Origin of the sequence: Ruania zhangjianzhongii (genome assembly GCF_008000995.1) — a bacterium.
Classification (GTDB): Bacteria; Actinomycetota; Actinomycetes; order Actinomycetales; family Beutenbergiaceae; genus Ruania; species Ruania zhangjianzhongii.
Genome location: NZ_CP042828.1, coordinates 3,153,582 through 3,178,959, shown reverse-complemented (window position 1 = coordinate 3,178,959; position 25,378 = coordinate 3,153,582). Strand labels below are relative to the sequence as shown.

General features: G+C 68.9%; 30 protein-coding genes. 16 read left to right on the top strand and 14 right to left on the bottom strand.

Features of this window, described 5'->3' with window-relative positions:
• Nucleotides 1-113: 113 nt before the first annotated feature.
• From FU260_RS14835 to FU260_RS14795, 9 genes are all read right to left on the bottom strand, one after another.
• Nucleotides 114-641 carry a DUF6506 family protein gene (locus FU260_RS14835; protein ID WP_147917766.1) on the bottom strand — a complete coding sequence of 176 codons (528 nt, stop codon included), beginning with the start codon at nt 639-641 and terminating at the stop codon, nt 114-116.
• A gap of 81 nt (nt 642-722) precedes the next feature.
• Nucleotides 723-1,088 (bottom strand): GntR family transcriptional regulator, encoded by a 366-nt coding sequence (locus FU260_RS14830; protein ID WP_147917765.1) that lies wholly within the window; start codon nt 1,086-1,088, stop codon nt 723-725.
• 9 nt (nt 1,089-1,097) lie between these two features.
• Entirely contained in the window at nt 1,098-1,754 is a 657-nt protein-coding gene (locus tag FU260_RS14825) for an ABC-2 transporter permease (RefSeq protein ID WP_168211782.1), read from the bottom strand.
• Entirely contained in the window at nt 1,751-2,605 is an 855-nt protein-coding gene (locus FU260_RS14820) for an ABC transporter ATP-binding protein (RefSeq protein ID WP_210418096.1), read from the bottom strand. Before FU260_RS14820 ends, FU260_RS14825 begins: the two co-directional genes overlap by 4 nt.
• A gap of 104 nt (nt 2,606-2,709) precedes the next feature.
• Nucleotides 2,710-3,834, bottom strand: coding sequence for an acyltransferase family protein (locus FU260_RS14815; protein WP_147917762.1), 1,125 nt, complete (start codon nt 3,832-3,834; stop codon nt 2,710-2,712).
• Nucleotides 3,831-4,484 (bottom strand): TetR/AcrR family transcriptional regulator, encoded by a 654-nt coding sequence (locus FU260_RS14810; protein ID WP_147917761.1) that lies wholly within the window; start codon nt 4,482-4,484, stop codon nt 3,831-3,833. Before FU260_RS14810 ends, FU260_RS14815 begins: the two co-directional genes overlap by 4 nt.
• A gap of 119 nt (nt 4,485-4,603) precedes the next feature.
• Nucleotides 4,604-4,921, bottom strand: coding sequence for a DMT family transporter (locus tag FU260_RS14805; RefSeq protein WP_147917760.1), 318 nt, complete (start codon nt 4,919-4,921; stop codon nt 4,604-4,606).
• The gene (locus FU260_RS14800; protein WP_147917759.1) at nt 4,921-5,355 is read right to left on the bottom strand and encodes a DMT family transporter; all 435 of its coding nucleotides are present in this window, start codon (nt 5,353-5,355) and stop codon (nt 4,921-4,923) included. Before FU260_RS14800 ends, FU260_RS14805 begins: the two co-directional genes overlap by 1 nt.
• Nucleotides 5,352-6,092, bottom strand: coding sequence for an SDR family NAD(P)-dependent oxidoreductase (locus FU260_RS14795; protein ID WP_147917758.1), 741 nt, complete (start codon nt 6,090-6,092; stop codon nt 5,352-5,354). The genes FU260_RS14800 and FU260_RS14795 overlap by 4 nt, the downstream gene beginning before the upstream one ends.
• A gap of 132 nt (nt 6,093-6,224) precedes the next feature.
• On the opposite strand from FU260_RS14795, the gene FU260_RS14790 reads away from it, so the two are divergent.
• The 8 genes from FU260_RS14790 (at nt 6,225) to FU260_RS14755 (ending at nt 13,195) form a co-directional block, all read left to right on the top strand.
• Entirely contained in the window at nt 6,225-6,833 is a 609-nt protein-coding gene (locus tag FU260_RS14790; RefSeq protein WP_147917757.1) for a TetR/AcrR family transcriptional regulator, read from the top strand.
• A gap of 187 nt (nt 6,834-7,020) precedes the next feature.
• Nucleotides 7,021-7,470, top strand: coding sequence for an SRPBCC domain-containing protein (locus tag FU260_RS14785; protein ID WP_147917756.1), 450 nt, complete (start codon nt 7,021-7,023; stop codon nt 7,468-7,470).
• Between the two features lie 81 nt (nt 7,471-7,551).
• The gene (locus FU260_RS14780) at nt 7,552-8,214 is read left to right on the top strand and encodes a VOC family protein (RefSeq protein WP_147917755.1); all 663 of its coding nucleotides are present in this window, start codon (nt 7,552-7,554) and stop codon (nt 8,212-8,214) included.
• A 362-nt stretch (nt 8,215-8,576) separates the two neighbouring features.
• Complete coding sequence (locus FU260_RS14775) at nt 8,577-10,415, top strand: acetolactate synthase large subunit (protein ID WP_147917754.1); 1,839 nt, start codon at nt 8,577-8,579, stop codon at nt 10,413-10,415.
• A gap of 12 nt (nt 10,416-10,427) precedes the next feature.
• Nucleotides 10,428-10,952 carry an acetolactate synthase small subunit gene (ilvN, locus tag FU260_RS14770; RefSeq protein ID WP_147917753.1) on the top strand — a complete coding sequence of 175 codons (525 nt, stop codon included), beginning with the start codon at nt 10,428-10,430 and terminating at the stop codon, nt 10,950-10,952.
• A 67-nt stretch (nt 10,953-11,019) separates the two neighbouring features.
• Nucleotides 11,020-12,048: a ketol-acid reductoisomerase gene (gene ilvC / locus FU260_RS14765; RefSeq protein WP_147917752.1), complete on the top strand. Its 1,029-nt coding sequence runs from the start codon at nt 11,020-11,022 to the stop codon at nt 12,046-12,048.
• A 119-nt stretch (nt 12,049-12,167) separates the two neighbouring features.
• The gene (locus tag FU260_RS14760; protein ID WP_147917751.1) at nt 12,168-12,800 is read left to right on the top strand and encodes a hypothetical protein; all 633 of its coding nucleotides are present in this window, start codon (nt 12,168-12,170) and stop codon (nt 12,798-12,800) included.
• Complete coding sequence (locus FU260_RS14755; protein WP_147917750.1) at nt 12,797-13,195, top strand: ASCH domain-containing protein; 399 nt, start codon at nt 12,797-12,799, stop codon at nt 13,193-13,195. Before FU260_RS14760 ends, FU260_RS14755 begins: the two co-directional genes overlap by 4 nt.
• 68 nt (nt 13,196-13,263) lie before the next feature.
• Here FU260_RS14755 and FU260_RS14750 read toward each other — a convergent pair whose 3' ends face one another.
• Complete coding sequence (locus FU260_RS14750; RefSeq protein ID WP_147917749.1) at nt 13,264-13,593, bottom strand: DUF4870 domain-containing protein; 330 nt, start codon at nt 13,591-13,593, stop codon at nt 13,264-13,266.
• Between FU260_RS14750 and FU260_RS14745 the strand changes: the two genes are divergently transcribed.
• From FU260_RS14745 to FU260_RS14725, 5 genes are all read left to right on the top strand, one after another.
• Nucleotides 13,582-13,839, top strand: coding sequence for a hypothetical protein (locus FU260_RS14745; protein WP_147917748.1), 258 nt, complete (start codon nt 13,582-13,584; stop codon nt 13,837-13,839). The genes FU260_RS14750 and FU260_RS14745 overlap by 12 nt on opposite strands.
• A 110-nt stretch (nt 13,840-13,949) precedes the next feature.
• Entirely contained in the window at nt 13,950-14,453 is a 504-nt protein-coding gene (locus FU260_RS14740; protein WP_147917747.1) for an ASCH domain-containing protein, read from the top strand.
• Between the two features lie 88 nt (nt 14,454-14,541).
• On the top strand, nt 14,542-15,585 hold the full coding sequence (locus tag FU260_RS14735) for a 3-isopropylmalate dehydrogenase (RefSeq protein WP_147917746.1): 1,044 nt from the start codon (nt 14,542-14,544) through the stop codon (nt 15,583-15,585).
• Between the two features lie 111 nt (nt 15,586-15,696).
• Nucleotides 15,697-16,824, top strand: coding sequence for a branched-chain amino acid aminotransferase (locus tag FU260_RS14730; RefSeq protein WP_147917745.1), 1,128 nt, complete (start codon nt 15,697-15,699; stop codon nt 16,822-16,824).
• An 81-nt stretch (nt 16,825-16,905) separates the two neighbouring features.
• Entirely contained in the window at nt 16,906-18,018 is a 1,113-nt protein-coding gene (locus FU260_RS14725; protein ID WP_147917744.1) for a branched-chain amino acid aminotransferase, read from the top strand.
• Nucleotides 18,019-18,099: 81 nt separating this feature from the next.
• Here the strand turns inward: FU260_RS14725 and FU260_RS14720 are convergent, their stop codons facing one another.
• On the bottom strand, nt 18,100-19,782 hold the full coding sequence (locus tag FU260_RS14720; RefSeq protein WP_147917743.1) for a bifunctional 3'-5' exonuclease/DNA polymerase: 1,683 nt from the start codon (nt 19,780-19,782) through the stop codon (nt 18,100-18,102).
• 593 nt (nt 19,783-20,375) lie between these two features.
• Between FU260_RS14720 and cimA the strand changes: the two genes are divergently transcribed.
• Both cimA and lplAB read left to right on the top strand, forming a co-directional pair.
• Nucleotides 20,376-21,995, top strand: a complete 1,620-nt coding sequence (gene cimA / locus FU260_RS14715) for a citramalate synthase (RefSeq protein ID WP_147917742.1) — start codon at nt 20,376-20,378, stop codon at nt 21,993-21,995.
• A 54-nt stretch (nt 21,996-22,049) separates the two neighbouring features.
• Nucleotides 22,050-23,099, top strand: a complete 1,050-nt coding sequence (gene lplAB / locus FU260_RS14710) for a lipoate-protein ligase LplAB (RefSeq protein WP_147917741.1) — start codon at nt 22,050-22,052, stop codon at nt 23,097-23,099.
• Nucleotides 23,100-23,103: 4 nt separating this feature from the next.
• On the opposite strand, the gene trxA is transcribed toward lplAB, so the two are convergent.
• Nucleotides 23,104-23,496 carry a thioredoxin gene (gene trxA / locus FU260_RS14705; protein WP_147917740.1) on the bottom strand — a complete coding sequence of 131 codons (393 nt, stop codon included), beginning with the start codon at nt 23,494-23,496 and terminating at the stop codon, nt 23,104-23,106.
• A gap of 109 nt (nt 23,497-23,605) precedes the next feature.
• On the opposite strand from trxA, the gene FU260_RS14700 reads away from it, so the two are divergent.
• Nucleotides 23,606-24,073 (top strand): PPOX class F420-dependent oxidoreductase, encoded by a 468-nt coding sequence (locus FU260_RS14700; protein WP_147917739.1) that lies wholly within the window; start codon nt 23,606-23,608, stop codon nt 24,071-24,073.
• A gap of 6 nt (nt 24,074-24,079) precedes the next feature.
• On the opposite strand, the gene FU260_RS14695 is transcribed toward FU260_RS14700, so the two are convergent.
• Nucleotides 24,080-24,778, bottom strand: a complete 699-nt coding sequence (locus FU260_RS14695) for a YggS family pyridoxal phosphate-dependent enzyme (RefSeq protein WP_147917738.1) — start codon at nt 24,776-24,778, stop codon at nt 24,080-24,082.
• Nucleotides 24,775-25,377 carry a pentapeptide repeat-containing protein gene (locus FU260_RS14690; RefSeq protein WP_147917737.1) on the bottom strand — a complete coding sequence of 201 codons (603 nt, stop codon included), beginning with the start codon at nt 25,375-25,377 and terminating at the stop codon, nt 24,775-24,777. Before FU260_RS14690 ends, FU260_RS14695 begins: the two co-directional genes overlap by 4 nt.
• Between the last annotated feature and the right edge of the window lies 1 nt (nt 25,378).

Genomic DNA, 25,378 nt, shown 5'->3' with positions numbered 1-25,378 from the left:
CTGCGACGCTAGGCAGCGCTGAGCGCGCGCAGTATCCACCGATCGGGGGATCGTGGGTCGGCCGGAGTCAGTCAGCCCATCGGCTGTGACGTCCCGTTCACCACCGGGAGGGATCAGGGGTTGACGAACCCCACCGGGACGCCGCCGTCCGCCCCGCGCAGGACAGCAGCAGCGGTGGCCGTGCCGAGCCCTCCGTAGAGCTCGACCATTCCGACGCCGTCGCGGGCGAACTGGGCACCCAGCTGCTCGGCGTGGTCGATGCCGTCGACCGGCAGGATGGTCACGTCCGGGTGCTCGACCGCCTCGGTACCGGCAGTACCGGGGGCGGGTGTGGGGTAGAGGAACACCGCTGGAGGAGGGTTGCCGGATGCGAAGGCTTGTTTGTAGTCAGAGATCAGCTCCAACGATTCGAAGGCGTACCGCAGCAGGCCGACCGGCACTCGGCCGGCGACCACCGCCAGGGCTTGTGCCGCCTGAGCCGCGCCCATCCCGCCGCACAGTTCGATGCGACCGGTACCCCCGTCGAGAGCCTGCTGCAGCGCTTGCTCGAGTCCGTCGTCGGCGATGCCTGTCACGTCGAGCTGGTCGGTGCGCAGGCGCCGCCCCGGGGTCCCTTCATAAATCGCTGTGGTGTGCGTCATGACGTGCTCCACTCCGGAGCCCGGCAGCCCGATGCTCCTGGTTGGCTGGATGGTGGTTCATTCCCGGCGATGCGGGTGCTTTCAGTACTCCTGGCGAACGATCGCGAGGAGTTCATCGGTGGTGAGTGCCAGCGACCGGTAGTAGGGCGCTTCCTGCCGGAATCGTTCGACCGCCAGCGACGTGCGCTTGACGCTCAGACTGTCGGTCGGATGAGCGGTGACGAACGAGCCTTTGCCGGGGCGGGTGTAGATGAGGTCGTCGGCCTCGAGCAGCTCCCACGCCTTCTTGATCGTGATGACGCTGATGCCGAGCTCGCGGGCGATCGCGCGGATCGAGGGCAGCAGCTGCTCCGGGGACAGTCGGCCGTCGAGGATCTGCGAGGCGATCTGCAGGTGGATCTGCGCATAGATCGGCACATTGCTGCGGTCCGCGATCACGATGTCCATGGGTGGTGATCAGAGGTTCACCCGGTCGAACCGCGCGACAGACCTGCGGTAGGCGAGGGCGGTGAGCCCGGCAAAGGCCAGCGCGCCGGCGCCGAGGACGAGAAGCTGTGGAGCAATCATGGCGGGATCGAGCGTATCGAAGATGTCCGCAGCACCCGGGACGAGCGCGACGAGTAGCTCGAAGGCCCCATAGGTCAGGAAGAACACGATCGCTGCCAACACGCCGGGGCGGCCGGTCCGGTATCCGGTGGTGAAGTACCCGGGCAGGAAGACCGCGTTGAACAGTCCCAGCGCCATCAGGACGAACCCGAAGAAGGCAAAGTTTCCGTCCATACCGACGGCGTTGCCTTCGGGCGTGATCTGCGCGGCGAAGATCGCGACCACGCCGAGCGCGGCGAGCTGGACCAGCTCGACGACAACAACGGTGAGGTGCTTGGCCAGCACTACCTCGTTGCGGGTGACCGGCAGCGAGATCGTGAACTCGTGGTCCTTGTTCCCGTTCGCCTCGGACAGTGCGATGAACAGTGCGGGCAGGAAGTACGAGATCCCCAGGATCATCGGATAGTGCGGGATCAGATTGAACAGGGCCAGGGCCGCGACGCCGAGGTAGGCAGGCGGCAGGACCAGTCGAAACTCTTTGTGGAGCAGAGCGGCCACGGAGCTCACTTGGCCACCTCCAGATCGTAGAACAGCATGAGTGATTCCAGGTCAGGTCGGGCGACCTGGAGCTGATGGTCCGCGAGCGGGCCATCGAGGTCTTCTCTACGAGCCAGGCCCGAGAACCCGAAGGCATTGGCCTTGTGCCCGATGAGCTGCCGACGCAGATCGTCGGTGAGATCCGCACTGCCGCCTTGCACCAGGACGTGGCCCGCGAGGAGATCGTCCTTGGTGTCACTGGCGACGATCCGGCCGTCGCGGATGAAGACGACGTAGTCGGCACTCTTGTCCAGGTCGCTGGTGATGTGGGTGGAGAACAGGACGCTGCGCTGCCCGTCGTCGACGACCTCGCCGAGCAGGGTGAGCAGTTCGTCGCGGGCGACCGGATCGAGCCCGCTGGTGGGCTCGTCCAGCAGAATGACCTCAGCACCGTGGGAGAGTGCCATCGCGATGCCGAGCTTCACCCGCATTCCCGTGGACAGCTCACTGATCTTCTTGCGGTCATCGATCCGGAACCGGTTCAAGTACCCGGCGAACGTGTCGTTGTTCCACTGGTGGTAGAAGCGGCGGTACACGTCCACGACCTTGCGGACCGTCTGCTTCGGATACACATCGATGGGGCCCAGCATGTAGCCGATGCGCTGCTTGGCCTCGGCCTCATGCGCATGCAGGTCCTGTCCCTGGAACGTGACGGTTCCCGCATCGGGTCGCACGATATTCATGATCGACTTCAGGGTTGTCGTCTTCCCGGCGCCGTTGACACCGATGAAGCCGGTGATGAAGCCGGCCGGAAGCTCGAACGAGACGTCCTGGAGCGTGAACGCGGGGTAGGTCTTGGAAAGTCGGTCAACGGCTAGCACGAGCACACCTCCTGTAACTAGTGTGTATATACACTAGGCACACCTAGGGATGTATCGTCAATGGCTTTTCCTGGGGGTCAAGCCTCGATGTCGAACCGGCCGGGCTAGATCATCGACCCGATCCTCGGCTGGCGCCGGATAAGTGCTGCCAGTGCCCAACTGATCAGGAGGGTCAGGAACAGTGCCACGGCGAACTTGGCCAGCGGAGGCAGGGCGAGCGGACCCATGAGCGCAACGACGCCCACCACGACGGGCGCATGGATCAGGTAGACCGCGAAAGCGTTCCGTGCCAGGAATTGCCCACCCGGCCCGTCGCCGGTGGCGTGCCGTCGGAAGGCGACGACGAGCGCCAGGATCACCCCGGTGGCGAACATGGCGTCCCACAGCGCGAAGCCGAGGTGGTACAGGCTCGCCCGGTGGAGCCCGAGCCCGGGATCGAGCGACTCCAGGCCGCCGAGGAGAACCATCGGGAGCAGTGACGCGATCACCAGGCACGCGCTGAGCGTCCCGGCGCGGTGAGGCAACGCCGTCAACCAGCCCCGACGATAGGTGAGCACTCCGACGACGAAGAGCGCGACGTACTGGGGGAGGTACGCAGGAGTGGGCAGGCCCCACGCCATGGTGCCGATGGGTACGATCATCCGCCAGACGTAGGAGACCAGCCCGAGGCCGATCGCAAAGAGCGCGACCTGGTGCGCTCGCAGCGGGGTGGGGGTGGCGTCGGCAGGCGATGGTCGCCACCGGCGCAGCAACGCGTAGCCCAGGCTCAGTGCGAGCAGCACCTCGAGGAACCACAGCGGGCCGATGTCCCAGCTGGTCAGGAAGTGCTCCCAGTACGGCACGCGCTCGGCTGGTGGCCTACCGAGATACGTGGGCAGCGAGTACAAGGGCCGCACGACGACCAGCGCGACGAGGAAGGGGATGCCGAGCCGGCGCAGCCGTTCCCGGGCGAAACCGCCTGCCCCGCGCCGGTCGGCCGAGCCCGGCACGAACAGGCCCGCGAGCAGGAAGAAGAAGCCCATGAAGAACGTCTGGTTGAGCAGGACGAACACGTCCAGTGCCAGAGCAGAGGCGACCGTCGGTGGCTGCTCCCAGTTCGGCCACAGCCCGAGGTTGCCGTACGGGAGCGCTGCGTGGTGAGCCACCACGAGAACCGTCAGGGCAACGCGCAGGTTGTCGATGAATGCCAGGCGCACCCGGGGGCGGGTCTGAACGGAGTCGGTAGTCATGGCGCTGCCCGGGTCGCCCGATCGAAGAGCTCGACGATCTCCGCGGTGTACGCCGCGGTGTCGAGCTCCGCCGTGCCGAGAACCTCGAAGCTGAATCCGTCGATGACCCGACGGACCGCAGTGGCCATCACTCCAGGGGCGAACGGGCGGAAGAGCCCCTCGTGCTGGCCGGCCTTGAAGATCTCCTCCAGCGGCTCGCGGAGGGATCCGGACCACGGGGGCCCGAATATCAGGGATCCGTCCGCGCCGCGATGGTTCCGGATGATCTCGATCGCCGCCGCGATCTGGTCCGGATGGGCGGCGATGTAGGCGAGGTTGCTCTCGAGATAGGTGCGCAGCAGATCCGCAGGGGTCGCCGAGTCGTCGAGGTGGGCGAACCACTCGGTCTCGGCATACTCCCGGCCGCGGGCGAACACATCATGCACCGTGGCTTCAAGCAGGTCGGACTTGCTCGTGAAGTGATAGGAGACCACCCCCTTGCTGACCCCGGCGCGGTCGGCGACGCGGCTCAACGTGGTGCCCGAGTAGCCCTGCTCACCGAGCACCGCGATCGAGCAGTCCACCAACTGTCTGCGACGGGACAGTTCCGTGAATGTCGGTGCTCCGCCTCGGGTCCGGCCCGGCTCCGACGCGGCTCGTGGGTCCTGCATCACTGACTCCTTCTCGGCGTACTGACCAATGGGCCAAAGATTAGTACGGCGGGTCAGTTCGCGTCAACGGAGTTACCGCTCGGACCTCCGAATCTCGTTGATCGGCAGCCATCCGCTGGTCAACCACCGAGGAGTTTGAGTCCACCGATGCCGACGACGACGGCAGCGATACTGAGCAGCCGGACCGGTGTGGCCCGGTCGCCGAAGGCGAGGATGCCAGTGACAGCCACGCCGACGGTGCCGATCCCGACCCAGATGGCGTAGGCCGTGCCGACGGGCAGGTCCCGGAGCGCAACGGAGAGCAGGGCAAGGCTGAGCACTGCTAGTGCGATCCCGGTCACGGACCAGCCTGGTCGTCGTAGCCCGTCGGCGTTCTTCAGTGCCGAGGACCAGGCGATCTCGAGCAGCCCGGCGATGACAAGGAAGGCCCAAGCCATCAGTGCTCACCCGCTCTGCATGAGTCGTGGTGGGCCTCTGCTGTGCGGCCGGTCCGGGACCGGCCGGAGGGCGCATCGGTGCAGGTGAGTCCGATCACCCCTGCCACGATCAGGGCGAGGCAGGCAATCCGCGCGGGTGTCAGGGGCTCTCCGAGAGCGAGCGTCCCGGCGAGTGCGACACCGACGGCACCCAGGCCGACCCAGACCGGGTAGGCGCTGCTCAGCCGGAGGTTGCGCAGCGCGAGTGTCAGCGACACCAGGCTGACGATCGCGAGGACGAATGCGGTGATGGCCCAGCCCGGGCGTGCCAACCCATCGGATTCGGCCAGTGCGAGCGCCCAGATGATCTCCAGTCCGGCGGCGAGCAGGACCAGACCCCAGGCAGTGGCTGCAATCCGTGGCGGGGCGGAGCCAGCGCTTCCGGTGTTCCTCATGCGGTGACTCCGCCGTCGACCGTGATGGTGGTGCCGGTGATGTAGGCGCCTCCGGGTCCGGCGAGATGGGCGACCGTGGCGGCGATGTCCTCGGCGCTGCCGTATCGGTCCAGGGCGGTCAGCGCCCGCTCGGACTCGGCGCCGTGTCCGTCGGCGGGATTCATCTCCGTGTCGGTGGAGCCAGGGTGCACCGCGACCGCGGTGACCCCGCGTGGGCCGAGGTCGCGAGCGAGACCTTTCGTGAATCCGACCAGGGCAGACTTGCTCATCGCGTACAGGCTGATCCCCGGCCCGGGGACGCGTTCGACCAGGCTGCTGCCGATACTGATGATCCGGCTACCCGGGCCGAGGTGTGGAACGGCGGCCTGCACCGCGGCGAACACCGCTCGGACGTGGACGGCCATGGTGTGTTCGTAGTCCGCCAGGGTGAGCTCATCGATGTGGCCGTAGGGGAAGATTCCGGCATTGTTCACCAGGAGGTCCAGCCCGCCGAACGCCTCCACGCTCGCGTCGACCGCAGCCCGCACCTGCTGGGGGTCCTCCATCGCCGCGGGAATCGCGATCGCCGTGCCGCCGTCGGCAGTGATCTTCTCGACGACGGTCTGAGCCCGGTCCGATGAGGAGTGATAGGTGAGTGCGACGCGGGCGCCGTCGGCTGCCAGTCGGGTCGCGATGGCGGCGCCGATCCCTCGGCTCCCTCCGGTCACCAGAGCGGTCTTGTCGGTCAATGGGCGCATCGGGCTCTCCAGGTCTGTGGGGGGTCTGCCTCGTTTATGTAGTGATCACTACTTGGCGCCATTGTGTAGTGTTCACTCTTGAAATGGCAAGCTCGGATCACACCCGCGACGAGAACGAGAGAGGTGGTCGGGATGGCGGTACGCGGACGTCCTCGAACCTTCGATCGGGATGCGGCGCTGCGCACGGCGATGGAGCTGTTCTGGCGGCGCGGCTATGAGGGAGTCTCGGTGGCGATGCTCACCGAGGCGCTCGGTATCACGCCCACCAGCCTGTACGCGGCCTTCGGCGCCAAGGAAGAACTCTTCGACGAGGCCATCGAGCTCTATGACACCCCTGGCAGCACTCCTACCGACCTGGCGCTTGCTCATGCGGGCAGCCGAGAGGCCATCGAAGCCGTCTTGCGGGACAACACCGACGCCTACACCGACACCGCAACCCCGCCCGGATGCATGATCGCGCTGTCGGCCGTCAACCTCGGCCGCGGCCACGACGACATCGGCCGCAGGCTCACCGTTCGTCGCCGGCGCGACCGGGAAAAGATTCAGACACGCATCGAGCGCGGTATCGCCGACGGTGACCTCCCCGCCGGATTCGCCGCCGGAGCAGCCGCGTCCTACATCCAGACCGTGCTGCACGGGCTGTCGATCCAGGCCCGCGATGGTTGCACCCGCGATCAGGCCCACATCATCGTCGATGCTGCGCTGGTCGGCTGGGACGCGATGGTCGTTCGGTCCGAGTGACACCTCCGGTGGTGTCGGTACGGACTTCGGGGCGGCCAGGATCCAGGAAGCCCAGAAGGGCTCCAGCGCCAGGCAGACCAGGAAGACCGTGGCAGGCGAGCGACGCTGTCCAGCCTCGATAGGTTGATCGGGCGACCCGCCCCTGGCCCCGGTTGCTGGGCCGGCTTACCCGGCGCACGATGGCGGGATGGAGGACATCGATGTGAGGGTGCCGCTCTCGGCCGATGCTGCGCATGCCTTCTCGGTATTCGTGGCAGGGCGCTGGTGGCCGGCTGCCTGGTCCGACGACGCCCGGGACTTCGAGCGCCTGGTGATCCAGCCGCGCGTCGGGGGTCGAGTGCTCGGCCGGTACGCCGGCGGAGCTGAGGAGGACTGGGGCGAGGTGCTCGTCTACGACGAAGGTCGCCGACTGCAGCACACGTTCACCTACGCCCATACCTCAGGGGTGCCGAGTGTGGTGACCGCCGATTTCGTCGACCGGACCGAGGGCGGCTCGGACCTGTACTTCCGGCACGGCGGGTGGACCGAGGACAATGACCAGGATCGGGCCAACTTTGCCAACTGGGTGGAGCAGCTGGACGAGTTCGCCGAGACCAGCGAGTTCGACCTGCGCCCACCGCAGGCCCCGCCCGAGTAACCGAGGCTCGCGGGAGGGAACCGCGGCGCCCGCCGGAAGCGAACCAGCCACCACCGGCGTCCGAGGATAAGGAGCAGCGTGATGACCACTCTGACTACCCAGCAGGTGATCGACGAAGGCCTCTCGGACTGGCGGGTACTGATCCGCACGCGCATCCTGCAGGCCTGCTTCGAGACCGGCTCGTTCGCCGTCGGCGCTGACCTGGTCGCGAAGATCACCACGGTCGCCGAGCAACTCAACCACCACCCGGATGTGCTGCTGCGGTACCCGCACGTGCTGGTCACCACCACCAGCCACGACGTCGGCGGTCTCACCGAGCGGGACATTGCCCTGGCCCAGCGGATCAGCCAGATCGCCGCCGACCTGGGCATCGCAGCGTCCCCGGAGAAGGTCGGCGCCCAGGAGATCGCGATCGACGCCCTGGACATTCCGGCCGTGCGCCCGTTCTGGCAGGCGGTCCTCGGCTACGCGGCCAATCCCGCGGACGAGACCGAGCTCAGCGATCCGATGGGCCGCGGGGCCACGATCTGGTTCCAGCAGATGGACGCCCCACGCCCGCAGCGCAACCGCATCCACCTGGACGTGTCGGTCCCGCATGACCAGGCTGAGGCCCGCCTCCAGGCGACCCTCGATGCCGGGGGGCGGCTGCTCTCCGCTGATGCTGCGCCGTCGTTCTGGGTACTGGCCGACGCCGAGGGCAACGAGGCCTGCATCTGCACGAATCTCGACCGCGAGGACGGCTGATCGCTCGCCGAACCCGCAGTCCGGCAGGGTGGGGTACGCCTAGCACCCACCACCACTGCGTGTTCGCGAGTCCGCCGTGCTGCCTGCCCCGGCAGGCCGCACGATGTCCACTATGCGAGCCCGAGTTCCAGTATGCGAGACGGGAAGTGAGGGAAGGTGACGACACGGCTCTTCCGGGTCTACGATGCAAGACATGGCCACACTGTCGATCGTCGTAGTACTTACCGGGCGCGCTCACGCGACCGTCTGACTCGACGATCCCAGCTGAGCGCGCACCCCTCGACCACCCGGACCGGGCCGAGGGGTTTTTGTTTGTCCAGGCAATGTCCCCCAGCACAACCCCGTCGAACGCAGGAGGAGAGATGGCGAACGCGCCACATCCCACGCCGCCGCGTACGCAGCCGCCGAAGCCAGCCCTGGCCCCGGCCGGTGCGCACGCACCCGTGACCGGTGAGCAGGTGACCGGAGCCCAGTCGGTCGTCCGCTCGCTTGAGGCGGCCGGCGTCGACACGGTATTCGGTATCCCCGGCGGGGCGATCCTCCCGATCTACGACCCGCTGTTCGACTCCTCCATGCGGCACATCCTGGTCCGGCACGAGCAGGGCGCCGGGCACGCCGCCCAGGGCTACGCCGCGGCGACCGGCAAGGTGGGCGTGTGCATGGCCACCTCCGGCCCGGGAGCCACCAACCTGGTCACGCCGCTGGCCGATGCGCACATGGACTCGGTCCCGCTGGTGGCCATCACCGGCCAGGTGGCCGAATCGCTCATCGGTACCGATGGATTCCAGGAGGCGGACATCGTCGGCATCACCATGCCGATCACCAAGCACTCCTTCCTGATCACCGATCCGGCGGAGATCCCGGCTCGGATCGCGGAGGCCTTCCACATCGCGAGCACCGGCCGACCCGGGCCCGTGCTGGTGGATATCGCGAAGAGCGCCATGCAGGCGGACACCACCTTCGCCTGGCCGCCCGCCCACCTGGACATCCCCGGCTACCGGCCGGCCGCCAAGCCGCACCTGAAGCAGATCAAGGAGGCGGCCCGGCTGCTGGCCACCGCCCGCCGTCCGGTGCTCTACGCCGGCGGCGGCACGATCCGCGCGAACGCGTCGGCCGAGCTGCTCGCGCTGACCAACGTCTCCGGTGCTCCGGTGGTGACCACGCTGATGGCCCGTGGCGCGCTGCCCGACTCTCACCCCCAGCACCTGGGCATGCCCGGGATGCACGGCACGGTGGCCGCCGTGGCCGCTCTGCAGAAGGCGGACCTGGTGGTTGCGCTCGGCGCCCGGTTCGACGACCGGGTCACCGGCCGGCTGGACTCCTTCGCCCCCGGCGCCACGGTGGTGCACGCCGACATCGACCCCGCCGAGATCTCGAAGAACCGGATCGCGGACGTGCCGATCGTCGGTGACCTCAAGGAGGTCCTGGCGGACCTGGCAGCCGAGGTGGAGCGGGAGCAGGCCCAGCACGGAAGGCCGGACGTCGAGGGCTGGTGGGCCTCGCTGGACGAGTTGCGGGAGACCTACCCGCTGGGCTGGACCCCCACCGAGGACGGCCTGCTGGCCCCGCAACACGTGATCTCCCGGCTGGGCGAGATCTCCGGCCCGGAGTCGATCTACGTGGCCGGGGTGGGGCAGCACCAGATGTGGGCCGCGCAGTTCATCCGCTACCAGAATCCGCGCACCTGGCTGAACTCCGGTGGGCTGGGCACGATGGGCTACTCGGTGCCGGCGGCGATGGGCGCCAAGGTCGGCATGCCGGACTCCACCGTGTGGGCGATCGACGGTGACGGCTGCTTCCAGATGACCAACCAGGAGTTGGCCACCTGTGCCCTGGAGGGCATCCCGATCAAGGTCGCGATCATCAACAACTCCTCCCTCGGGATGGTCCGGCAGTGGCAGACGCTGTTCTACGACCAGCGCTACTCCAGCACCGACCTGAACACCGGTCACGAGACCAGGCGGATCCCGGACTTCGTCAAGCTCGCCGAGTCCTACGGCTGCGTGGGGCTGCGCTGCGAGAGCGTGGCGGACGTGGACGCCACCATCCGCAAGGCGGAGGAGATCGACGACCGGCCTGTGGTGGTCGACTTCGTGGTCAGCCGGGACGCGATGGTGTGGCCGATGGTCGCCGCCGGCGTCAGCAACGACGAGATCCAGTACGCCCACGGCATCAGCCCGGCGTTCGAACGCGACGAGTGAGGGATCGAGAAGATGACCCGACACACCCTTTCGGTGCTGGTGGAGAACAAGCCAGGCGTGCTCACCCGCGTCTCCGCACTGTTCGCCCGCCGCGCCTTCAACATTCACTCCCTCGCCGTGGGCCCCACCGAGTACCCGGAGATCTCCAGGATCACTGTCGTGGTCGATGTGGAGTCCAACCCGCTGGAGCAGGTCACCAAGCAGCTGAACAAGCTGGTGAACGTGATCAAGATCGTCGAGCTGGCACCCACCTCGTCGGTGCAGCGTGAGCTGCTCCTGGTCAAGGTCAAGGCCGACGACGCCTCCCGGACCGCCGTACTGCAGGTGGTCGAGCTGTTCCGGGCGCACGTGGTGGACGTGACTCCGGAGGCGGTGACCATCGAGGCCACCGGTGGTGAGGACAAGCTCCGCGCCCTGCTCTCCTCGCTGGAGCCGTACGGCGTCCGTGAGATCGTGCAGTCCGGTGCGGTGGCGATCGGCCGCGGCCCAAAATCCATGACCGACCGGGCCCTGGAGCGCATCCACCGCTCCGCCTGAGCACCACCTGCCCGCCGCGACGGTGGCGGGTCGAAACCCAAGTAGCAGACAATGAAGGAGAAACACTGTGGCTGAGCTGTTCTACGACGACGACGCCGACCTGTCCCTGATCGCCGCCAAGAAGGTCGCCGTCATCGGTTACGGCAGCCAGGGCCACGCACACGCGCTCAACCTGCGCGACTCCGGTGTGGACGTGCGGATCGGCCTGCGCGAGGGTTCTGCCTCGCGGGAGAAGGCGGAGAACGAGGGCCTGCGGGTGCTCAGCGTCGCCGATGCTGCCCAGGAGGCCGACGTCGTCGTGATCCTCGCTCCGGACCAGCACCAGCGGGGTATCTACGCCGCGGAGATCGCCCCGAACCTCGCCGACGGCGACACTCTGGTGTTCGCGCACGGGTTCAACATCCGGTTCGACTACATCAAGCCGAAGGACACCGTCGACGTGATCATGGTCGCGCCGAAGGGCCCCGGGCACCTGGTCCGCCGCGAGTTCGCCGACGGGCGCGGTGTGCCGGTGATCGTGGCGGTGGAGCAGGACGCCTCGGGCGACGCCTGGCCGCTGGCACTGTCCTACGCCAAGGGCATCGGCGGCCTGCGCGCCGGCGGGATCAAGACCACCTTCACCGAGGAGACCGAGACCGACCTGTTCGGTGAGCAGTCGGTGCTCTGCGGTGGCACCTCGCAGCTGGTGCAGTACGGGTTCGAGGTGCTCACCGAGGCCGGCTACCAGCCGGAGGTGGCGTACTTCGAGGTGCTGCACGAGCTGAAGCTGATCGTGGACCTGATGATCGAGGGCGGGATCGCCAAGCAGCGCTGGTCCATCTCGGACACGGCCGAGTACGGCGACTATGTCTCCGGCCCGCGGGTGATCGACCCGAACGTGAAGGAGAACATGAAGGCGGTGCTGGGGGACATCCAGTCCGGAGCCTTCGCCGAGCGGTTCATCGCCGACCAGGACGCCGGTGCGCCGGAGTTCAAGGAGCTGCGCGCCAAGGGTGAGCAGCACCCGATCGAGGTCACCGGCCGCGAGCTGCGGAAGATGTTCGCCTGGGTGAAGTCCACGGACGCCGACTACACCGAGGGAAGCGCCGGACGCTGACGGAGGTACCCGCGACGCGGTAGGCCGAACGGAGCCAAGTTCGGGGGTCGGAGCCAAGATACAACCTGCCTCCGCCCCCCGAACTTGGCTCCGTTGCCGTTTGCGGCGATGATCGCCCTATGGCAACCGAGCCCGCGGACCTGCCCGCCGAGCGGTCCACTGACTCACCGGCCGAGCCCGCCGAGTCCGCAGCCGCCCGCCACGTGCGCAGACTGGTGGATCAGCACCTGGGCACCGTGGTGCTCGCCGTCAAGGTGTTGCGCGTCCCGGCGATCCTCGTCGGGCTGCCGGCGATCCCGGCGCTGCTCGCCTTCACCGTCCTGGCGGCGACGGCCTCGGGCTGGTGGCGCCTCGGACTGCTCGTGGCGAGCGCCGTCGGCTGGACCGCGGTGGCCCTGTGGTGGATCCGGATCAAGCGCTACAGCGATGCCGTCCGCGACCCCGACCGGCTGCGCGGGCAGCTCATTCAGGCGTTCGCGCTCATCGACGACGGCGAGATCCTTCCCCGGTTGCTCGCCGTATTCGAGGCCGGTGGCCTGCGCCTGTTCTACCGGCTCCGGGCAGTGTGGCGGGTGGTGCGCATCCCGGACTACCTCACCTCCGAGATCGAGGACCTGGACGCCGCGCGCTGGTTCATCCCGCCGATGCCGGCGACCACCGTGCTGCGCCTGACTATCCTGATCTGGACCACAGCGGTGAGCTGGGCTGGGCTGCTGATTCTCATCGGACTACGTATCGGAGGAGTCGTATGAGCGAGGAGATCGAGGTTTTCTGGCAGGTGGCCCGGGTCAAGGGCCGGGTGGCCGTGCTGGAGCCGGTGATGGGGCAGTTGCGCCGCGGCACGCTGCGTCCGCCGGCGTTCGCGTTCTCCGCCGATTCCGCTGAGGCCGATCAGATGGTCGAGGAGGTGCTGACCCGGTCGCGTACCGAGCTGACCACTCCGCGAACGGAGTTCGCCGAGGAGGACGATCTGCCCCAGGTGGGTGATTTGGCGATCGTGCTCGACGGCGGAGCTCACCCTCGCGCGTTGATCCGCACCGTGGAAGTCACTCAGGTGGCGCAGGAGGGTGAGGATGTGGTCGCCGAGCGCTTCACCCTGCTGTATCCGCGCCAGCGGCGCAAGGTACGCGAGCCCGCTGCGGTCTGAGCCGGCTGCGGCGTGAGGTTGCGGTCACGGCTACCTGCGGCGTGAGGTCGCGGCTCCGTAGCCGCCGGTCAGCGCAGGATCGGCACCTGGAACGGGTAGCGGTAGACGACGCCATTATTCGCGCGGATCGCGCCAAGGATGGAGAGTACGATCTGCGCGATAAAGGCCACCGCCCACAGCACGATAGCGAGCGGGATCAGCACCACCGTGAACAGGCAGATCCAGGCGATGATGCTTGCCAGCCACACGGTGAGATTGAAGTTGAAGGCGCTAGCGGCGGCGTTGCGCACCAGGTCACTGCGCTCTCGCCAGATCAGCCAGACGAGTAGCGGGCCGAGGAAACTGAGGAACCCCGCGCTGAGCACGAGAGCGATCAGTGGGGAGAGGTGGGCGAGCACGGCGAGGGCGCGGTCATCGCCGCGCGGTCGCTGGCCGGGGTAGTCCTGATGAGGCTGCTGCGGCTGGCCGGGGTAGTCCTGGTGCGGCTGCTGGCCAGGCGGTTGCGGCTGGCCGGGGTAGTCCTGGTGCGGCTGCTGGCCAGGCGGTTGCGGCTGGCCGCGGTAGTCCTGGTGCGGCTGCTGACCGCTGGGGCCGGGCTGTTGCGGCCCGCCGGGTGCCCCATGCGGTCCGGGGCCGGGCTCTGACGGCTGACCTGGTGTGCTCACGCGAACTCCTCGAGTCGACGGATGCTGCCTGGCACCAGCCTACGGATCGCCGGGTCGTCGGGCGCGGTGTGGCTGGCACGATGGTCGTCATGGTGACCAGTAGCACTGCCGTTGACGACTACTGGACGGCAGCGCGCCGGCGAGTCGGCCCGTCCGCTCTCGCCGCAGCCACCGGCAGGCAGGCTGCCGGCACGGCGGCTCCGCCGGCATGGTCGTTCGGCGCGGGTCCGGAGGATGCGGACGCGCTGCTCGTCCTTGTGCTTGCCGGTACCAAGACCGGTACTGCGAGTGCGATGGCCAGCTTCGAAGCCGAGGGTGAGCCACTGCCCCGCGCCGGTGGCCTCTCGATCATCCTGGACGGTCGCGGCGAACCCCGGGCCCTGATCGTGACCACCGAGGTCAGCGTGTGCCGGTTCGAGCAGGTGGACGCCGAACACGCCGCTGCCGAGGGGGAGGGGGACCTCTCGCTCGCGCACTGGCGCGCGGTGCACGCGAAGTTCTTCACCGACGGGCTGGCCGAGGTGGGCGAGGAGTTCACGGTGAGCTCCGCCGTCGTGCTGGAGCGATTCCAGCTGCTCGACCCGATCACCTAGACGCCCGGACAGCCCGAGCGCGCCGGCCCAGTGCTCACCTAATGAGACAGTTTGTCCGACCCTTGATACGCCGGTTAGCATGCGAGGCATGGCACGCAGCATCAAGCTCGCCGTGATCGGCGGCGACGGAATCGGCCCGGAAGTCACCGCAGAAGGCCTGAAGGTCCTCGACGCCGCCCTTGCCGGCACCGACGTCACCATCGAGCGCACCGACTTCGACCTGGGCGCCGGCCGTTGGCACGCCACCGGCGAGACTCTCACCGAGGAGGACCTCGCCGCGATCAGCACCCATGACGCGATCCTGCTCGGCGCCGTCGGCGACCCGACCGTGCCCTCCGGCGTGCTTGAGCGCGGCCTGCTGCTCAAGCTCCGCTTCGCCCTGGACCACTACGTCAACCTGCGCCCCTCCCGGCTCTACCCAGGAGTGCCCTCGCCGCTGGCCGATCCGGGAGAGGTGGACTTCGTCGTCGTGCGGGAGGGCACCGAAGGCCCGTACGTGGGCAACGGCGGCGCTCTGCGCGTGGGCACCCCGCACGAGATCGCCACCGAGGTCAGCGTGAACACCGCGTTCGGGGTGGAGCGGGTGGTCCGGGACGCCTTCGCCCGCGCTCAGGCCCGCCCGCGGCGCACGCTCACCCTGGTGCACAAGCACAACGTCCTGGTGCACGCCGGTCACCTCTGGCGGCGCACGGTGGATGCGGTGGCCGCCGAGTTCCCCGAGGTGTCCGTGGACTACCTGCACGTGGACGCCGCCACCATCTTCCTGGCGACCGACCCGTCCCGATTCGACGTGATCGTCACCGACAACCTGTTCGGCGACATCCTCACCGACCTCGCCGCTGCGATCACCGGCGGCATCGGACTGGCAGCCTCCGGCAACGTCAACCCGGACCGTACCTTCCCGTCGATGTTCGAGCCGGTACACGGCTCCGCTCCGGACATCGCCGGCCAACAGAAGGCCGACCCGACGGCAGCGGTCCTGTCCGTCGCGCTGCTGGCCCGTCACCTCGGGCTGACCGACGCCGCCGCGACCATCGAGGCTGCCGTCGGTGCGGACATCGCCGCACGCGATGGCAGCGCCCGCAGCACCACGGAGATCGGTGACGCACTGGCCGCACGAGTACGCGGCTGACGAGCCTGCGCCCGCGAGCCCACCCGCACAGCCCGCCCGCCAGCGCTCTTTCCCACCTGACCCCGCGCGTCCTGCCAGGGCCAGACGTTCCCTCACCCAGGTGGAAGGGCCATGACCACTACCGCTTTCTCGTACCCACCTACGGCCGACGACGGCGCACCGCACTATCGCTTGCAGCGGCACCCTGATCCGTGCTCGGCTGCCGAACGGGACCGGGCGCTGGCCGCGCCCGGCTTCGGGCAGGCTTTCACCGATCACATGGCCCGCACCACCTGGACCGCGCGCGAGGGCTGGACCGACCGCCGGGTGCAGCCCTACGCGCCGCTGTCACTGGATCCCGCTGCCGCAGTGCTGCACTACGGCCAGGAGATCTTCGAGGGACTGAAGGCGTACCGGCATCCCGACGGCTCGGTCTGGACGTTCCGGCCGGAGCTGAACGCGGCCCGGTTCGCCGCCAGCGCCCGGCGTCTGGCCCTGCCGGAGCTGACCGAAGCAGACTTCCTCGCCTCGATCGCCGCTCTGGTGCGCGCCGATGTGGACTGGGTGCCCAGCACGCCCGGGTCCAGCCTGTACCTGCGGCCGTTCATGTTCGCCTCCGAGGCCTTCCTCGGGGTGCGGTCGGCACAGGTGGTGGACTACCTGGTGATCGCCTCGCCCTCCGGGCCGTACTTCTCCGCCGGTTTCGCGCCGGTGGACATCTGGGTGGCCGACGGTCAGCACCGTGCCGGCGCGGGTGGCACCGGCGCGGCCAAGTGCGGCGGCAACTACGCCGCCAGCCTGCTGCCGCAGCAGCAGGCCGCTGAGCAGGGCTGCGACCAGGTCTGCTTCCCGGACGCCGGCACGAACACGCTGCTGGAGGAGATCGGCAGCATGAACGTGCTGGTGGTGACCCGGGACGGCGCCGTGCACACTCCGGAGCTGACCGGCACCATCCTGTCCGGAGTGACACGTCGGTCGGTGCTCGACCTCTGCCGGGATCAGGGCCGCGATGTGCACGAACGCCCCCTCCCGCTGGCCGAGGTGATCGGCGGGCTCCGCACCGGGGAGGTCACCGAGGTGTTCGCCTGCGGTACGGCCGCGGTGATCACCCCGATCGGCCGGCTCGCCGGTACCAGCTTCGACCTGACCGTCGGCGACCGCGCCCCCGGACCGGTGACCACTGCCCTCTACGACGAGCTGACCGGCATCCAGCGCGGCAGCGCGCCCGATGACCGTGGCTGGATGTTCCGGCTGGCCTGAGCGGGCCAGGCGGAGCGGGCACGAGGGACGCCCGCGGGACGGTACCGTCTAATGAGACAGTCACGGCATGAGGGACATCACATGACCAGCGATCTATCCGGCCGCACGGCCACCACCCCGTTCGAGATCCGGCCATCCGCGCACCCGCGGTCGCTGGCCGAGCGGCGGCAGGCACTGACCGACCTGGCGTTCGGCACGGTATTCACCGATCACATGGCCCGCGCCACCTGGAGCGACGCCGACGGCTGGACCGACCGGCGGGTGGAAGCCTACGGGCCGCTCTCGCTGGACCCCGCCGCGGCCGTGCTGCACTACGCACAGGAGATCTTCGAGGGGCTGAAGGCCTACCGGCACGAGGACGGCTCGGTGTGGGCGTTCCGGCCCGAGGCCAATGCAGCCCGGTTCGCCGCCAGCGCCCGGCGGTTGGCGCTGCCGGAGCTGAGCGAGGAGGACTTCCTCGGTTCGATCGACGCGCTGGTGCACACCGATATGGAGTGGGTGCCCGCCAGCCCCGGCTCCACGCTGTATCTGCGCCCGTACATGTTTGCCTCGGAGCCATTCCTCGGCGTGCGTCCCTCCCGCGAGGTGCAGTACCTGCTGATCGCCTCACCGTCCGGCCCTTACTTCACCTCCGGCTTCTCCCCAGTGAGCATCTGGGTGGCCGAGGGCTTCCACCGCGCCGGTCCGGGCGGGACGGGCGCGGCCAAGTGTGGCGGTAACTACGCGGCCAGCCTGCTCCCCCAGCAGCAGGCCGCCGAGAACGGCTGCGCGCAGGTGTGCTTCCTCGATGCCGCCACCGAGACCTATCTCGAAGAGCTCGGCGGGATGAACATGTTCCTCGTCACCGCCGATGGCAACGTGCACACCCCGGAGCTGTCCGGCACCATCCTTGAGGGCGTCACCCGTCGCTCCATCCTGCAGATCCTCGCCGACGACGGCCGCGAGGTGCAGGAGCGTGCGATCAGTCTCGCTGAGGTCAAGGAGGGCGTGGCGGACGGCACGATCACCGAAGTGTTCGCCTGCGGCACTGCCGCGGTGGTCACCCCGATCGGCACTCTGAAGGGCACCGACTTCGATCTCACCGTCGGCGACGGGACCGCTGGACCGGTCACCGAGGGCCTGTACACCCACTTGACCGACCTGCAGTTCGGCCGCCGCCCGGACGACTACGGCTGGATGCGCCGCCTGGTCTGAGCCTGCGGGTAGACGTTCGCGCTGCTCGCGGGTGAAGCAGCTGGGCCCGGCCCCGCAGCCAGTTCACTCGCGAGACTGGGGTTAGTGCTCCGCATCGGCGTAGTTCTCCACGATCGCCGTCTGCAGCGGGAAATCCACGCCGATCCGCCCGAACACGATCCGGGTGGCTTCGGCCAGGCTGGCCGCCACCTCGGCGGCCACCTGCTCGGCCAGGGGCTCCGGGCTGTGCACGATCACCTCATCGTGCAGGAAGTACACCAGGTGAGGGCGCTCGGCCGGATCCCCGAGCCCGGCCAGGCGACGGCGGAGCTCGGCCAGCCAGCACAGCGCGAGTTCCGCTGCGGTGCCCTGCACCACGAAGTTGCGGGTGAACCGGCCCCAGTCCCGAGCCTGCTGCCGAGCCTTGGCCTCCACCGCCGGGGTCGCCCCAGGTTGGCTGGCCGCAGCCTGTGCCTCCTGCCAGGTGTCCGGAGGAGGGACCGAGAACCGGCCCAACCAGGTGCGCACCACCCCGCCGCGCTCTCCGGTCCGGGCTGCTTCCTCCACCACACCGGTGGCCCGCGGATAGGTGCGAATCAGCCGCGGCATCAGCTGCCCGGCTGCACCGGTGGTGGCGCCGTACAACGCGCCCAGCATCGCCACCTTCGCCTCGTTGCGGGTGGCGGCGACGCCTGCGTCCACCAGCCCTTGGTAGAGGTCGGTGCCGCGGCTGGCGTCGGCGAGGCCGCGGTCGCCGGACATCGCCGCCAACGCCCGCGGTTCGATCTGCGCGGCATCGGCCACCACCAGGCGCCAGCCGGGGTCGGCGCGCACAGCCGCTCGAATCTGCTTCGGTAGTTGCAGCGCCCCACCGCCGCTGGTCGCCCACCGGCCGGTGATCACCCCACCGGGTACGTACTCGGGGCGGAACCGGTCCCGCCGGGCAGGATCGGTGCTGGCTGCCACCCACGCGTCCATCCAGGCCCAGCCGTTCGCCGAGAGCAGTCGAGCCATCCGCTTGAACTCCAGCAGGGGCTCGACCACTGGATGGTCGAGCTCACGCAGGGCCCACTTCGAGGTGGTGCTCACGTCCAACCCGGCGCGGCGCAGCGCACGCAGTAGCTCAACCGGGGAGTCCGGGTTCAACGTGGGCGCCTCGAGCCGGTCCCGGATCACCTCGGCCGACGCGGCCAGCCGTTCCGGACGCCCGCCCGGTGCTGGTCGCGCGCCGAGCTCGGCGGTGAGGATCTCGTCGTGCACCTGTCGGTCCCACGGCAGCCCGTCCTGGTAGATCTCGGTGGCGATCAGTGCTCCGGCCGACTCCGCCGCCAGCAGCAGCCGGAGCCGGCCAGGTTGCGCAGCGGCTGCGACCGTCTCCTGCTGGCGGACATGCTCGGCAAGCACGTCCTCGGCCGAACCGCCCGGTGCCGGGGCGTCTTCCTGGCTGGCGAGGGCGTCCAGCAACGTGGGCTCCGGCTGCTCGCCCAGAGTCACCGTCGGCCAGTGTGGCTCTGGCCAGGGCCGGTCCGGGAAGGCATGCTGCAGGATCGTCCCAGACAGCCGAAGATCGAGGCACCGTTGGACGCGTACGCCGGCCGCGAGCAGTTGCGGGGTGATCTGGTTGGTGTCCGTCCATACCCATCGCGGAGCGTTCTCCCGCTCCCGCTCTGCCACAAGCTCTGGCAGCCTGGTCCGAGGCAGCCGGGTGCGTGCCGCCACGCTGTGGTCCGCGGCCAGGTCGAGTACGTCGACCTGCTCGCCCCACACCGCCACCACCGACTCCACACCGCTCAGAGTAGGCGGCAGCGGGGACACTCGACGCTAGAGCCACACGTGAGGTGTGGGTCGAGTGTCTGGTGTGGCAGAACCCGTGGGTGCTGGAAGAGGCAACTCGTGGACCCGGTACCCGCCGGACGTGCCGTTACGGTGTTGTTGTGACGTGCCCAGTACGTCAAAACGACACCACAGTCGAGGAGCGTCGCGCGAGCACCCATCAGCTCTGCGAAACGCCCCCGGTGGGTGTCCTCGCACCTGAGGGTGCAGTGCACCACCACGAGGGGCGCTGACCTGCGCACACGCTCAATCACCACATCCATGACCCACACCCAGACGTGGGCAAGGTCGGGTACCCGGCCAGGTGGGTCCAGCCCGGGCGGTGGATGTGACACAATGCCGTCATGACGCACACCAGCGCCCTGATTATCGGCTAGCGCGCTCACCACTTCGGTGAACGCGCAGACCTCCCGCACTTCGGGGGGTCTTTTTGTTGCCACAGCCACCCGCTCCGGCAACACCGATGGCCGTCCGGACGATCGCGACCCCAGGCGCACCCCGCCGGAGCGCACGTCGACACCGCTGAACGCACGAAGGTCATGAAGATGAGCACCGCACCCCGCACCGAGACCACCAGCGTGGAGGTCTATGACACCACGCTGCGCGACGGAGCCCAGCAGGAGGGGATGAACCTCTCCGTAGCCGACAAGCTCGCGATCGCACCACTGCTCGACGAGCTCGGCGTGACCTCGATCGAGGGTGGCTGGCCCGGTGCGATTCCCAAGGACACCGAGTTCTTCGCCAAGGCCGCCAAGGAGCTCACCCTGACCAATGCCGAGCTCGCGGCCTTCGGCTCCACCCGTAAGCCCGGTACCACCGCCCACACCGACACCCAGGTCCGGGCGCTGGTGGACTCCGAGGCGCCGATCATCACCCTGGTGGCGAAGAGCGACATCCGGCACGTGGAACGCGCGCTGCGCACCACCGGCGAGGAGAACCTCGCAATGATCGCCGACACCGTGTCCTACCTGCGCGACGCCGGCCGGCGGGTGGTGCTCGACGCCGAGCACTTCTTCGACGGCTACCGGCACGACCCCACGTACGCCCTGCGGGCGGTGACGACCGCGCTGGAAGCCGGTGCCGACGTCGTCGCGCTCTGTGACACCAACGGCGGCATGCTGCCGGACTGGGTACACGAGATCGTGACCGAGGTGACCGCGCGCACCGACGGCACGCTAGGCATCCACGCCCACAACGACTCCGGCTGCGCCGTGGCCAACTCGATGGCCGCCGTGGCAGCCGGTGCCCGGCAGGTGCAGGGCTGCGTGAACGGCTATGGCGAACGCACCGGCAACGCCGACCTGCTCGCCGTCGTGGCCAACCTCGAGCTCAAGCTCGGCCTACGCACCCTGACCGGTACCGGCCTGGAGGAGGTCACCCGGATCGCACACGCGGTCAGCGAGATCACCAACATCGCCCCGTTCGCGCGGCAGCCCTATATCGGCGCCAGCGCCTTCGCGCACAAGGCCGGCCTGCACGCCAGCGCGATCCGCATCGACCCCGACCTCTACCAGCACGTCGACCCGCGGCAGGTGGGCAACGACATGCGGATGCTGGTCTCGGACATGGCCGGACGCGCGAGCATCGAGCTCAAGGGTCGCGAGCTCGGTTTCGACCTGGCCGACCAGCCGGACCTGCTCGGCCGGATCACTGCGCGGGTCAAGGACGCTGAAGCCTACGGCTACACCTTCGACGCTGCCGACGCCTCGTTCGACCTGCTGCTGCGCGAGGAGGTCACCGGGAAGCGGCCCAGCTACTTCCGGGTGGAGTCCTGGCGGGCGATCGTCGAGCACAACAGCACGCCCGTCGGCGCCGCCGGTGAGGTCAGCTCGGAGGCCACGGTGAAGATCCACGCGGGGGAGACCCGGGTGGTCAGCACCGGCGAAGGAAACGGTCCGGTGAATGCCCTGGACCACGCTCTCCGGCTCGCGCTGCGCACGGCCTACCCGCAGATCGAGGACTTCGAGCTGATCGACTACAAGGTGCGCCTGCTGGACAGTGCGCACGGCACCGATGCGATCACCCGGGTGCTGATCGAGCACACCGACGGGCAGCGGTCCTGGAGCACCGTCGGCGTGGGCGGCAACCTGCTGGAGGCCTCCTGGGAAGCGCTGGTGGACGGGATGGTCTACGGGCTGCTGCTCGGCGGCGTCGCGCCGCTGTAGCAGGGCCTCGAGCCCGACGACGTTCCTCACCTGGTCAGTGGCTAGGCTGGGAACGTGAGTAGAGGCGAGTACAAGGTCCCGGGCGGCAAGCTGGTTGCCGCAGAGGTCGAGGTCACCGATGGCCGGCTGAGCCAGGTGCATATCAGCGGGGACTTCTTCCTCGAACCCGACGAGGCCCTGGAGCAGCTCGATGCCGCCCTGGTCGACTTACCGGCTACCGCCACGGTGAAGCAGATGACCCAGGTACTGACCAACGCTGTCGAGGGTGCCAGCATGGTCGGCTTCACGCCGGCGGCGGTGGCGATCGCCGTGCGCAGGGCGCTCGGCCGGGCCACCGGCTGGTCGGACCACACCTTCGAGATCGTGCACCCGGAGGCGCTGCTGCCGATCATCAACCTGGCGCTGGACCAGGTGCTGCTCGAGGAGGTCGGTGCCGGGCGTCGCGGGCCCACGCTGCGGATGTGGGAGTGGAACGACGCCTGTGTGGTGATCGGCTCGTTCCAGTCGCTGAGTAACGAGGTGGACTACGACCAGGCGGCCGAGCTCGGGGTGCAGGTGGTGCGGCGCATCTCCGGCGGCGGGGCGATGTTCATGGAACCGGGCAACTGCATCACCTACTCGCTGTACGTGCCCGGATCCCTGGTGGAGGGGCTGAGCTTCGAGCAGTCGTACGCGTTCCTGGACGACTGGGTGCTCGGCGCCCTCGAGGAGTTGGGCATCGATGCCCGGTATGTGCCGCTGAACGACATCGTCTCACCGGCCGGCAAGATCGGGGGAGCGGCACAGAAGCGGCTCGCGGGCGGTGCGGTGCTGCACCACGTGACGATGGCCTATGACATCGACGCGGACAAGATGACCCGGGTGCTGCGCATCGGCCGAGAGAAGCTCTCCGACAAGGGCACCACCAGCGCGAACAAGCGGGTGGACCCGATGCGCAGCCAGACCGGGATGGCGCGGGCGGACATCATCGAGGCGATGAAGAACCACTTCAGATCCCGCTATGCCACTCTCGATGGCGAGCTGCGCCCGGAGGACCTCGCCCGGGCCGAAGAGCTGGCGCGGACCAAGTTCTCCGACCCGGACTGGCTCGCCCGGGTGCCGTAACAGCTCAGGCGGAGGGTGCGCTGTCCTCGGACTGCTCGGCCTGCTGCTTGGCCAGCTCGGCACGGACCTCGTCCATGTCCAGGTCCTTGACGCCGTCGATGAGCTGCTGCAGCGAGGACGCCGGCAGCGCGCCGGCCTGGTTGAACACCATGATCCCGTCGCGGAACGCCATCAGCGTGGGGATCGCCTGGATCCCGGCCATCGCGGCGAGGTCCTGCTCGGCCTCGGTGTCCACCTTCGCGAAGGTGATGCCGTCGTGCTCGCCGGAGGCCTTCTCGTATACCGGCGCGAACTGCTTGCACGGGCCACACCACTCGGCCCAGAAGTCGACCAGCACGATCGGGTTGTCCGAGATCGTCTGCTCGAAGCTCTCGGTAGTCACGTCAACGGTAGGCATAAGTATCTCCTTGCATGTGGGGGCTGCCTCGGACAACGCCGCTGCGGATGAGGTATTCCACCGGTGACTCAAGTCACCCGTGGCACGGTCGGTGTGCCAGGCTGAGTCCATGCCTCGACAGATCGCGACCACCACCCGCGTCGACCGCGCCGAGCTGGACGACTTCGTCCGCCCGCGCCACCACGGCGTGCTGATGACCACCCGCACCGACGGCGGCCCCCAGCTCTCCCCGGTGACCCTCGGCCTGTCCGGGCAGGGACAGGTGGTGATCTCCACCTACCCGGACCGGGCCAAGGCGGCGAACCTGCGGCGCCGGCCGGCGGTATCGGTGTGCGTGCTGTCCGAGGAGTTCAACGGTGCCTGGGTGCAGCTCGACGGGACTGCCGAGGTGATCGACCCGCCGGACTCGGTGGAGCCGCTGGTGGAGTACTACCGGTGTATCGCGGGCGAGCACCCGGACTGGGACGAGTACCGGGAGGCGATGCGCACTCAGGCGAAGTCGCTGCTCCGGATCACCATCGAGCGCTGGGGGCCGATCGCCACCGGTGGTTTCCCGCCGCACCTCGCCGAGGAGTAGACCGCCTCAGGGCGCCGGCCGCGTCCCGAACACCCCGGTGCCCACGCGCACCATCGTCGCCCCCGCGGCGATCGCGATCTCCAGGTCGCCGGACATCCCCATGGACAGTTCGGTGGCCCGCTCGGTACCTGGCGCGCCGCTGCCGGCCACCTGGTCGCGGATCTGTGCGAGCGCGGTGTAGCTGGCGCGCACCGCAGTCTCGTCGGAGGTGTTCGCCCCGATCGTCATGAACCCGCGCAGCTGCAGGTGCTCCAGGGCCGCGACCTGTTCGGCTAGCGCTTCCGCTTCGGCTGGGTCCACACCGGCTTTGGTGTCCTCACCGGAGGTGTTCACCTGGATCAGCACGCCGGCATCCCGGCCCCGGGTTGCTGCCGCGCGGTCCAGCCGCTCGGCCAGCCGGAGCGAGTCCACGCTCTGCACACAGTCCGCCCAGGCCATCACCTGGTTCACCTTGTTCGACTGCAGGTGACCGATGAAGTGGCTCTCGTGCGCCACGTCGGTGAGTTCAGGTTCGACGGCGCGCAGCTCCTGGGCGCGGTTGTGCCCGATGAGCGTCTCGCCGGTGGCCAGCGCCTCCCGGATCCGTGGCGCGTCCACGGTCTTGACGGCGAGCAGCAGCCGCACCTGGTCGGTGCGGCCGGCTGCCTCGGCGGCGCGGTCGATCCGCCTTCGGATATCGGCGACGGCGGTGCTCACCGTGGTCACGGTTTCTCTCCTTGGATGCTGATGCCGAGCTGGGCTGCCAACGACGGTAGCGCGCTGACCGCATCGGACCAGGCGAGCTCGACGCCGCGCAGTGAGTCCGCGCCCGAGATCCCCTCCATCCGGCAGCCGGTGAAGGTCACCCGGTGTGCGCGCAGGCCGGCGAACCGGGCAGCGGACAGGTCACAGTCGATGAACCGCACCCGGGACAGCTCGGCCCCGGTGAAGTCCGCATGGCGCAGGGAGGTGCGGGTGAACGTCACGTCCGTCCAGCGTGCCGAGTGGGCGGACAGCGAGTCCGCGACGGCGTCCTCGAGCGAGACCTCGCGCCAGCGGGACCGCAGCCAGGAGGACCCGGTCAGCCGGGCGCCGTCGAGCGTGCTGCGGATCAGCCCGACGTCCCGGGTGGTCAGGCCGGCCAGGTCCGCTCCGCCGGCGTCGCAATCGGTGAACGTGCATCGCTCCCAGGTGCCCTCGGCAGCGCGCAGCCGGCGCAGCGAGCCCTCGTCCAGCTCCAGCTCGTCGATCTCGGCGCCGATCCACACCGCACCCTCGAAGTTCGCCCCGGTCAGGGTCGCTCCGCACAGCTCGCTCGGTTCCATC

Excerpts from the sequence above, each read along its gene's own strand:
- FU260_RS14725 (WP_147917744.1), top strand. The coding sequence starts at position 16,906 with ATGACCAGCGATCTATCCGGCCGCACGGCCACCACCCCGTTCGAGATC.
- FU260_RS14830 (WP_147917765.1), bottom strand. The coding sequence starts at position 1,088 with ATGGACATCGTGATCGCGGACCGCAGCAATGTGCCGATCTATGCGCAG.
- FU260_RS14815 (WP_147917762.1), bottom strand. The coding sequence starts at position 3,834 with ATGACTACCGACTCCGTTCAGACCCGCCCCCGGGTGCGCCTGGCATTC.
- FU260_RS14810 (WP_147917761.1), bottom strand. The coding sequence starts at position 4,484 with ATGCAGGACCCACGAGCCGCGTCGGAGCCGGGCCGGACCCGAGGCGGA.
- FU260_RS14690 (WP_147917737.1), bottom strand. The coding sequence starts at position 25,377 with ATGGAACCGAGCGAGCTGTGCGGAGCGACCCTGACCGGGGCGAACTTC.
- FU260_RS14775 (WP_147917754.1), top strand. The coding sequence starts at position 8,577 with ATGGCGAACGCGCCACATCCCACGCCGCCGCGTACGCAGCCGCCGAAG.
- FU260_RS14730 (WP_147917745.1), top strand. The coding sequence starts at position 15,697 with ATGACCACTACCGCTTTCTCGTACCCACCTACGGCCGACGACGGCGCA.
- FU260_RS14755 (WP_147917750.1), top strand. The coding sequence starts at position 12,797 with ATGAGCGAGGAGATCGAGGTTTTCTGGCAGGTGGCCCGGGTCAAGGGC.
- FU260_RS14780 (WP_147917755.1), top strand. The coding sequence starts at position 7,552 with ATGACCACTCTGACTACCCAGCAGGTGATCGACGAAGGCCTCTCGGAC.
- FU260_RS14805 (WP_147917760.1), bottom strand. The coding sequence starts at position 4,921 with ATGGCTTGGGCCTTCCTTGTCATCGCCGGGCTGCTCGAGATCGCCTGG.
- FU260_RS14835 (WP_147917766.1), bottom strand. The coding sequence starts at position 641 with ATGACGCACACCACAGCGATTTATGAAGGGACCCCGGGGCGGCGCCTG.
- FU260_RS14740 (WP_147917747.1), top strand. The coding sequence starts at position 13,950 with ATGGTGACCAGTAGCACTGCCGTTGACGACTACTGGACGGCAGCGCGC.
- cimA (WP_147917742.1), top strand. The coding sequence starts at position 20,376 with ATGAGCACCGCACCCCGCACCGAGACCACCAGCGTGGAGGTCTATGAC.
- FU260_RS14800 (WP_147917759.1), bottom strand. The coding sequence starts at position 5,355 with ATGAGGAACACCGGAAGCGCTGGCTCCGCCCCGCCACGGATTGCAGCC.
- FU260_RS14795 (WP_147917758.1), bottom strand. The coding sequence starts at position 6,092 with ATGCGCCCATTGACCGACAAGACCGCTCTGGTGACCGGAGGGAGCCGA.
- FU260_RS14700 (WP_147917739.1), top strand. The coding sequence starts at position 23,606 with ATGCCTCGACAGATCGCGACCACCACCCGCGTCGACCGCGCCGAGCTG.
- FU260_RS14735 (WP_147917746.1), top strand. The coding sequence starts at position 14,542 with ATGGCACGCAGCATCAAGCTCGCCGTGATCGGCGGCGACGGAATCGGC.
- FU260_RS14760 (WP_147917751.1), top strand. The coding sequence starts at position 12,168 with ATGGCAACCGAGCCCGCGGACCTGCCCGCCGAGCGGTCCACTGACTCA.
- FU260_RS14790 (WP_147917757.1), top strand. The coding sequence starts at position 6,225 with ATGGCGGTACGCGGACGTCCTCGAACCTTCGATCGGGATGCGGCGCTG.
- FU260_RS14785 (WP_147917756.1), top strand. The coding sequence starts at position 7,021 with ATGGAGGACATCGATGTGAGGGTGCCGCTCTCGGCCGATGCTGCGCAT.
- ilvN (WP_147917753.1), top strand. The coding sequence starts at position 10,428 with ATGACCCGACACACCCTTTCGGTGCTGGTGGAGAACAAGCCAGGCGTG.
- trxA (WP_147917740.1), bottom strand. The coding sequence starts at position 23,496 with ATGCCTACCGTTGACGTGACTACCGAGAGCTTCGAGCAGACGATCTCG.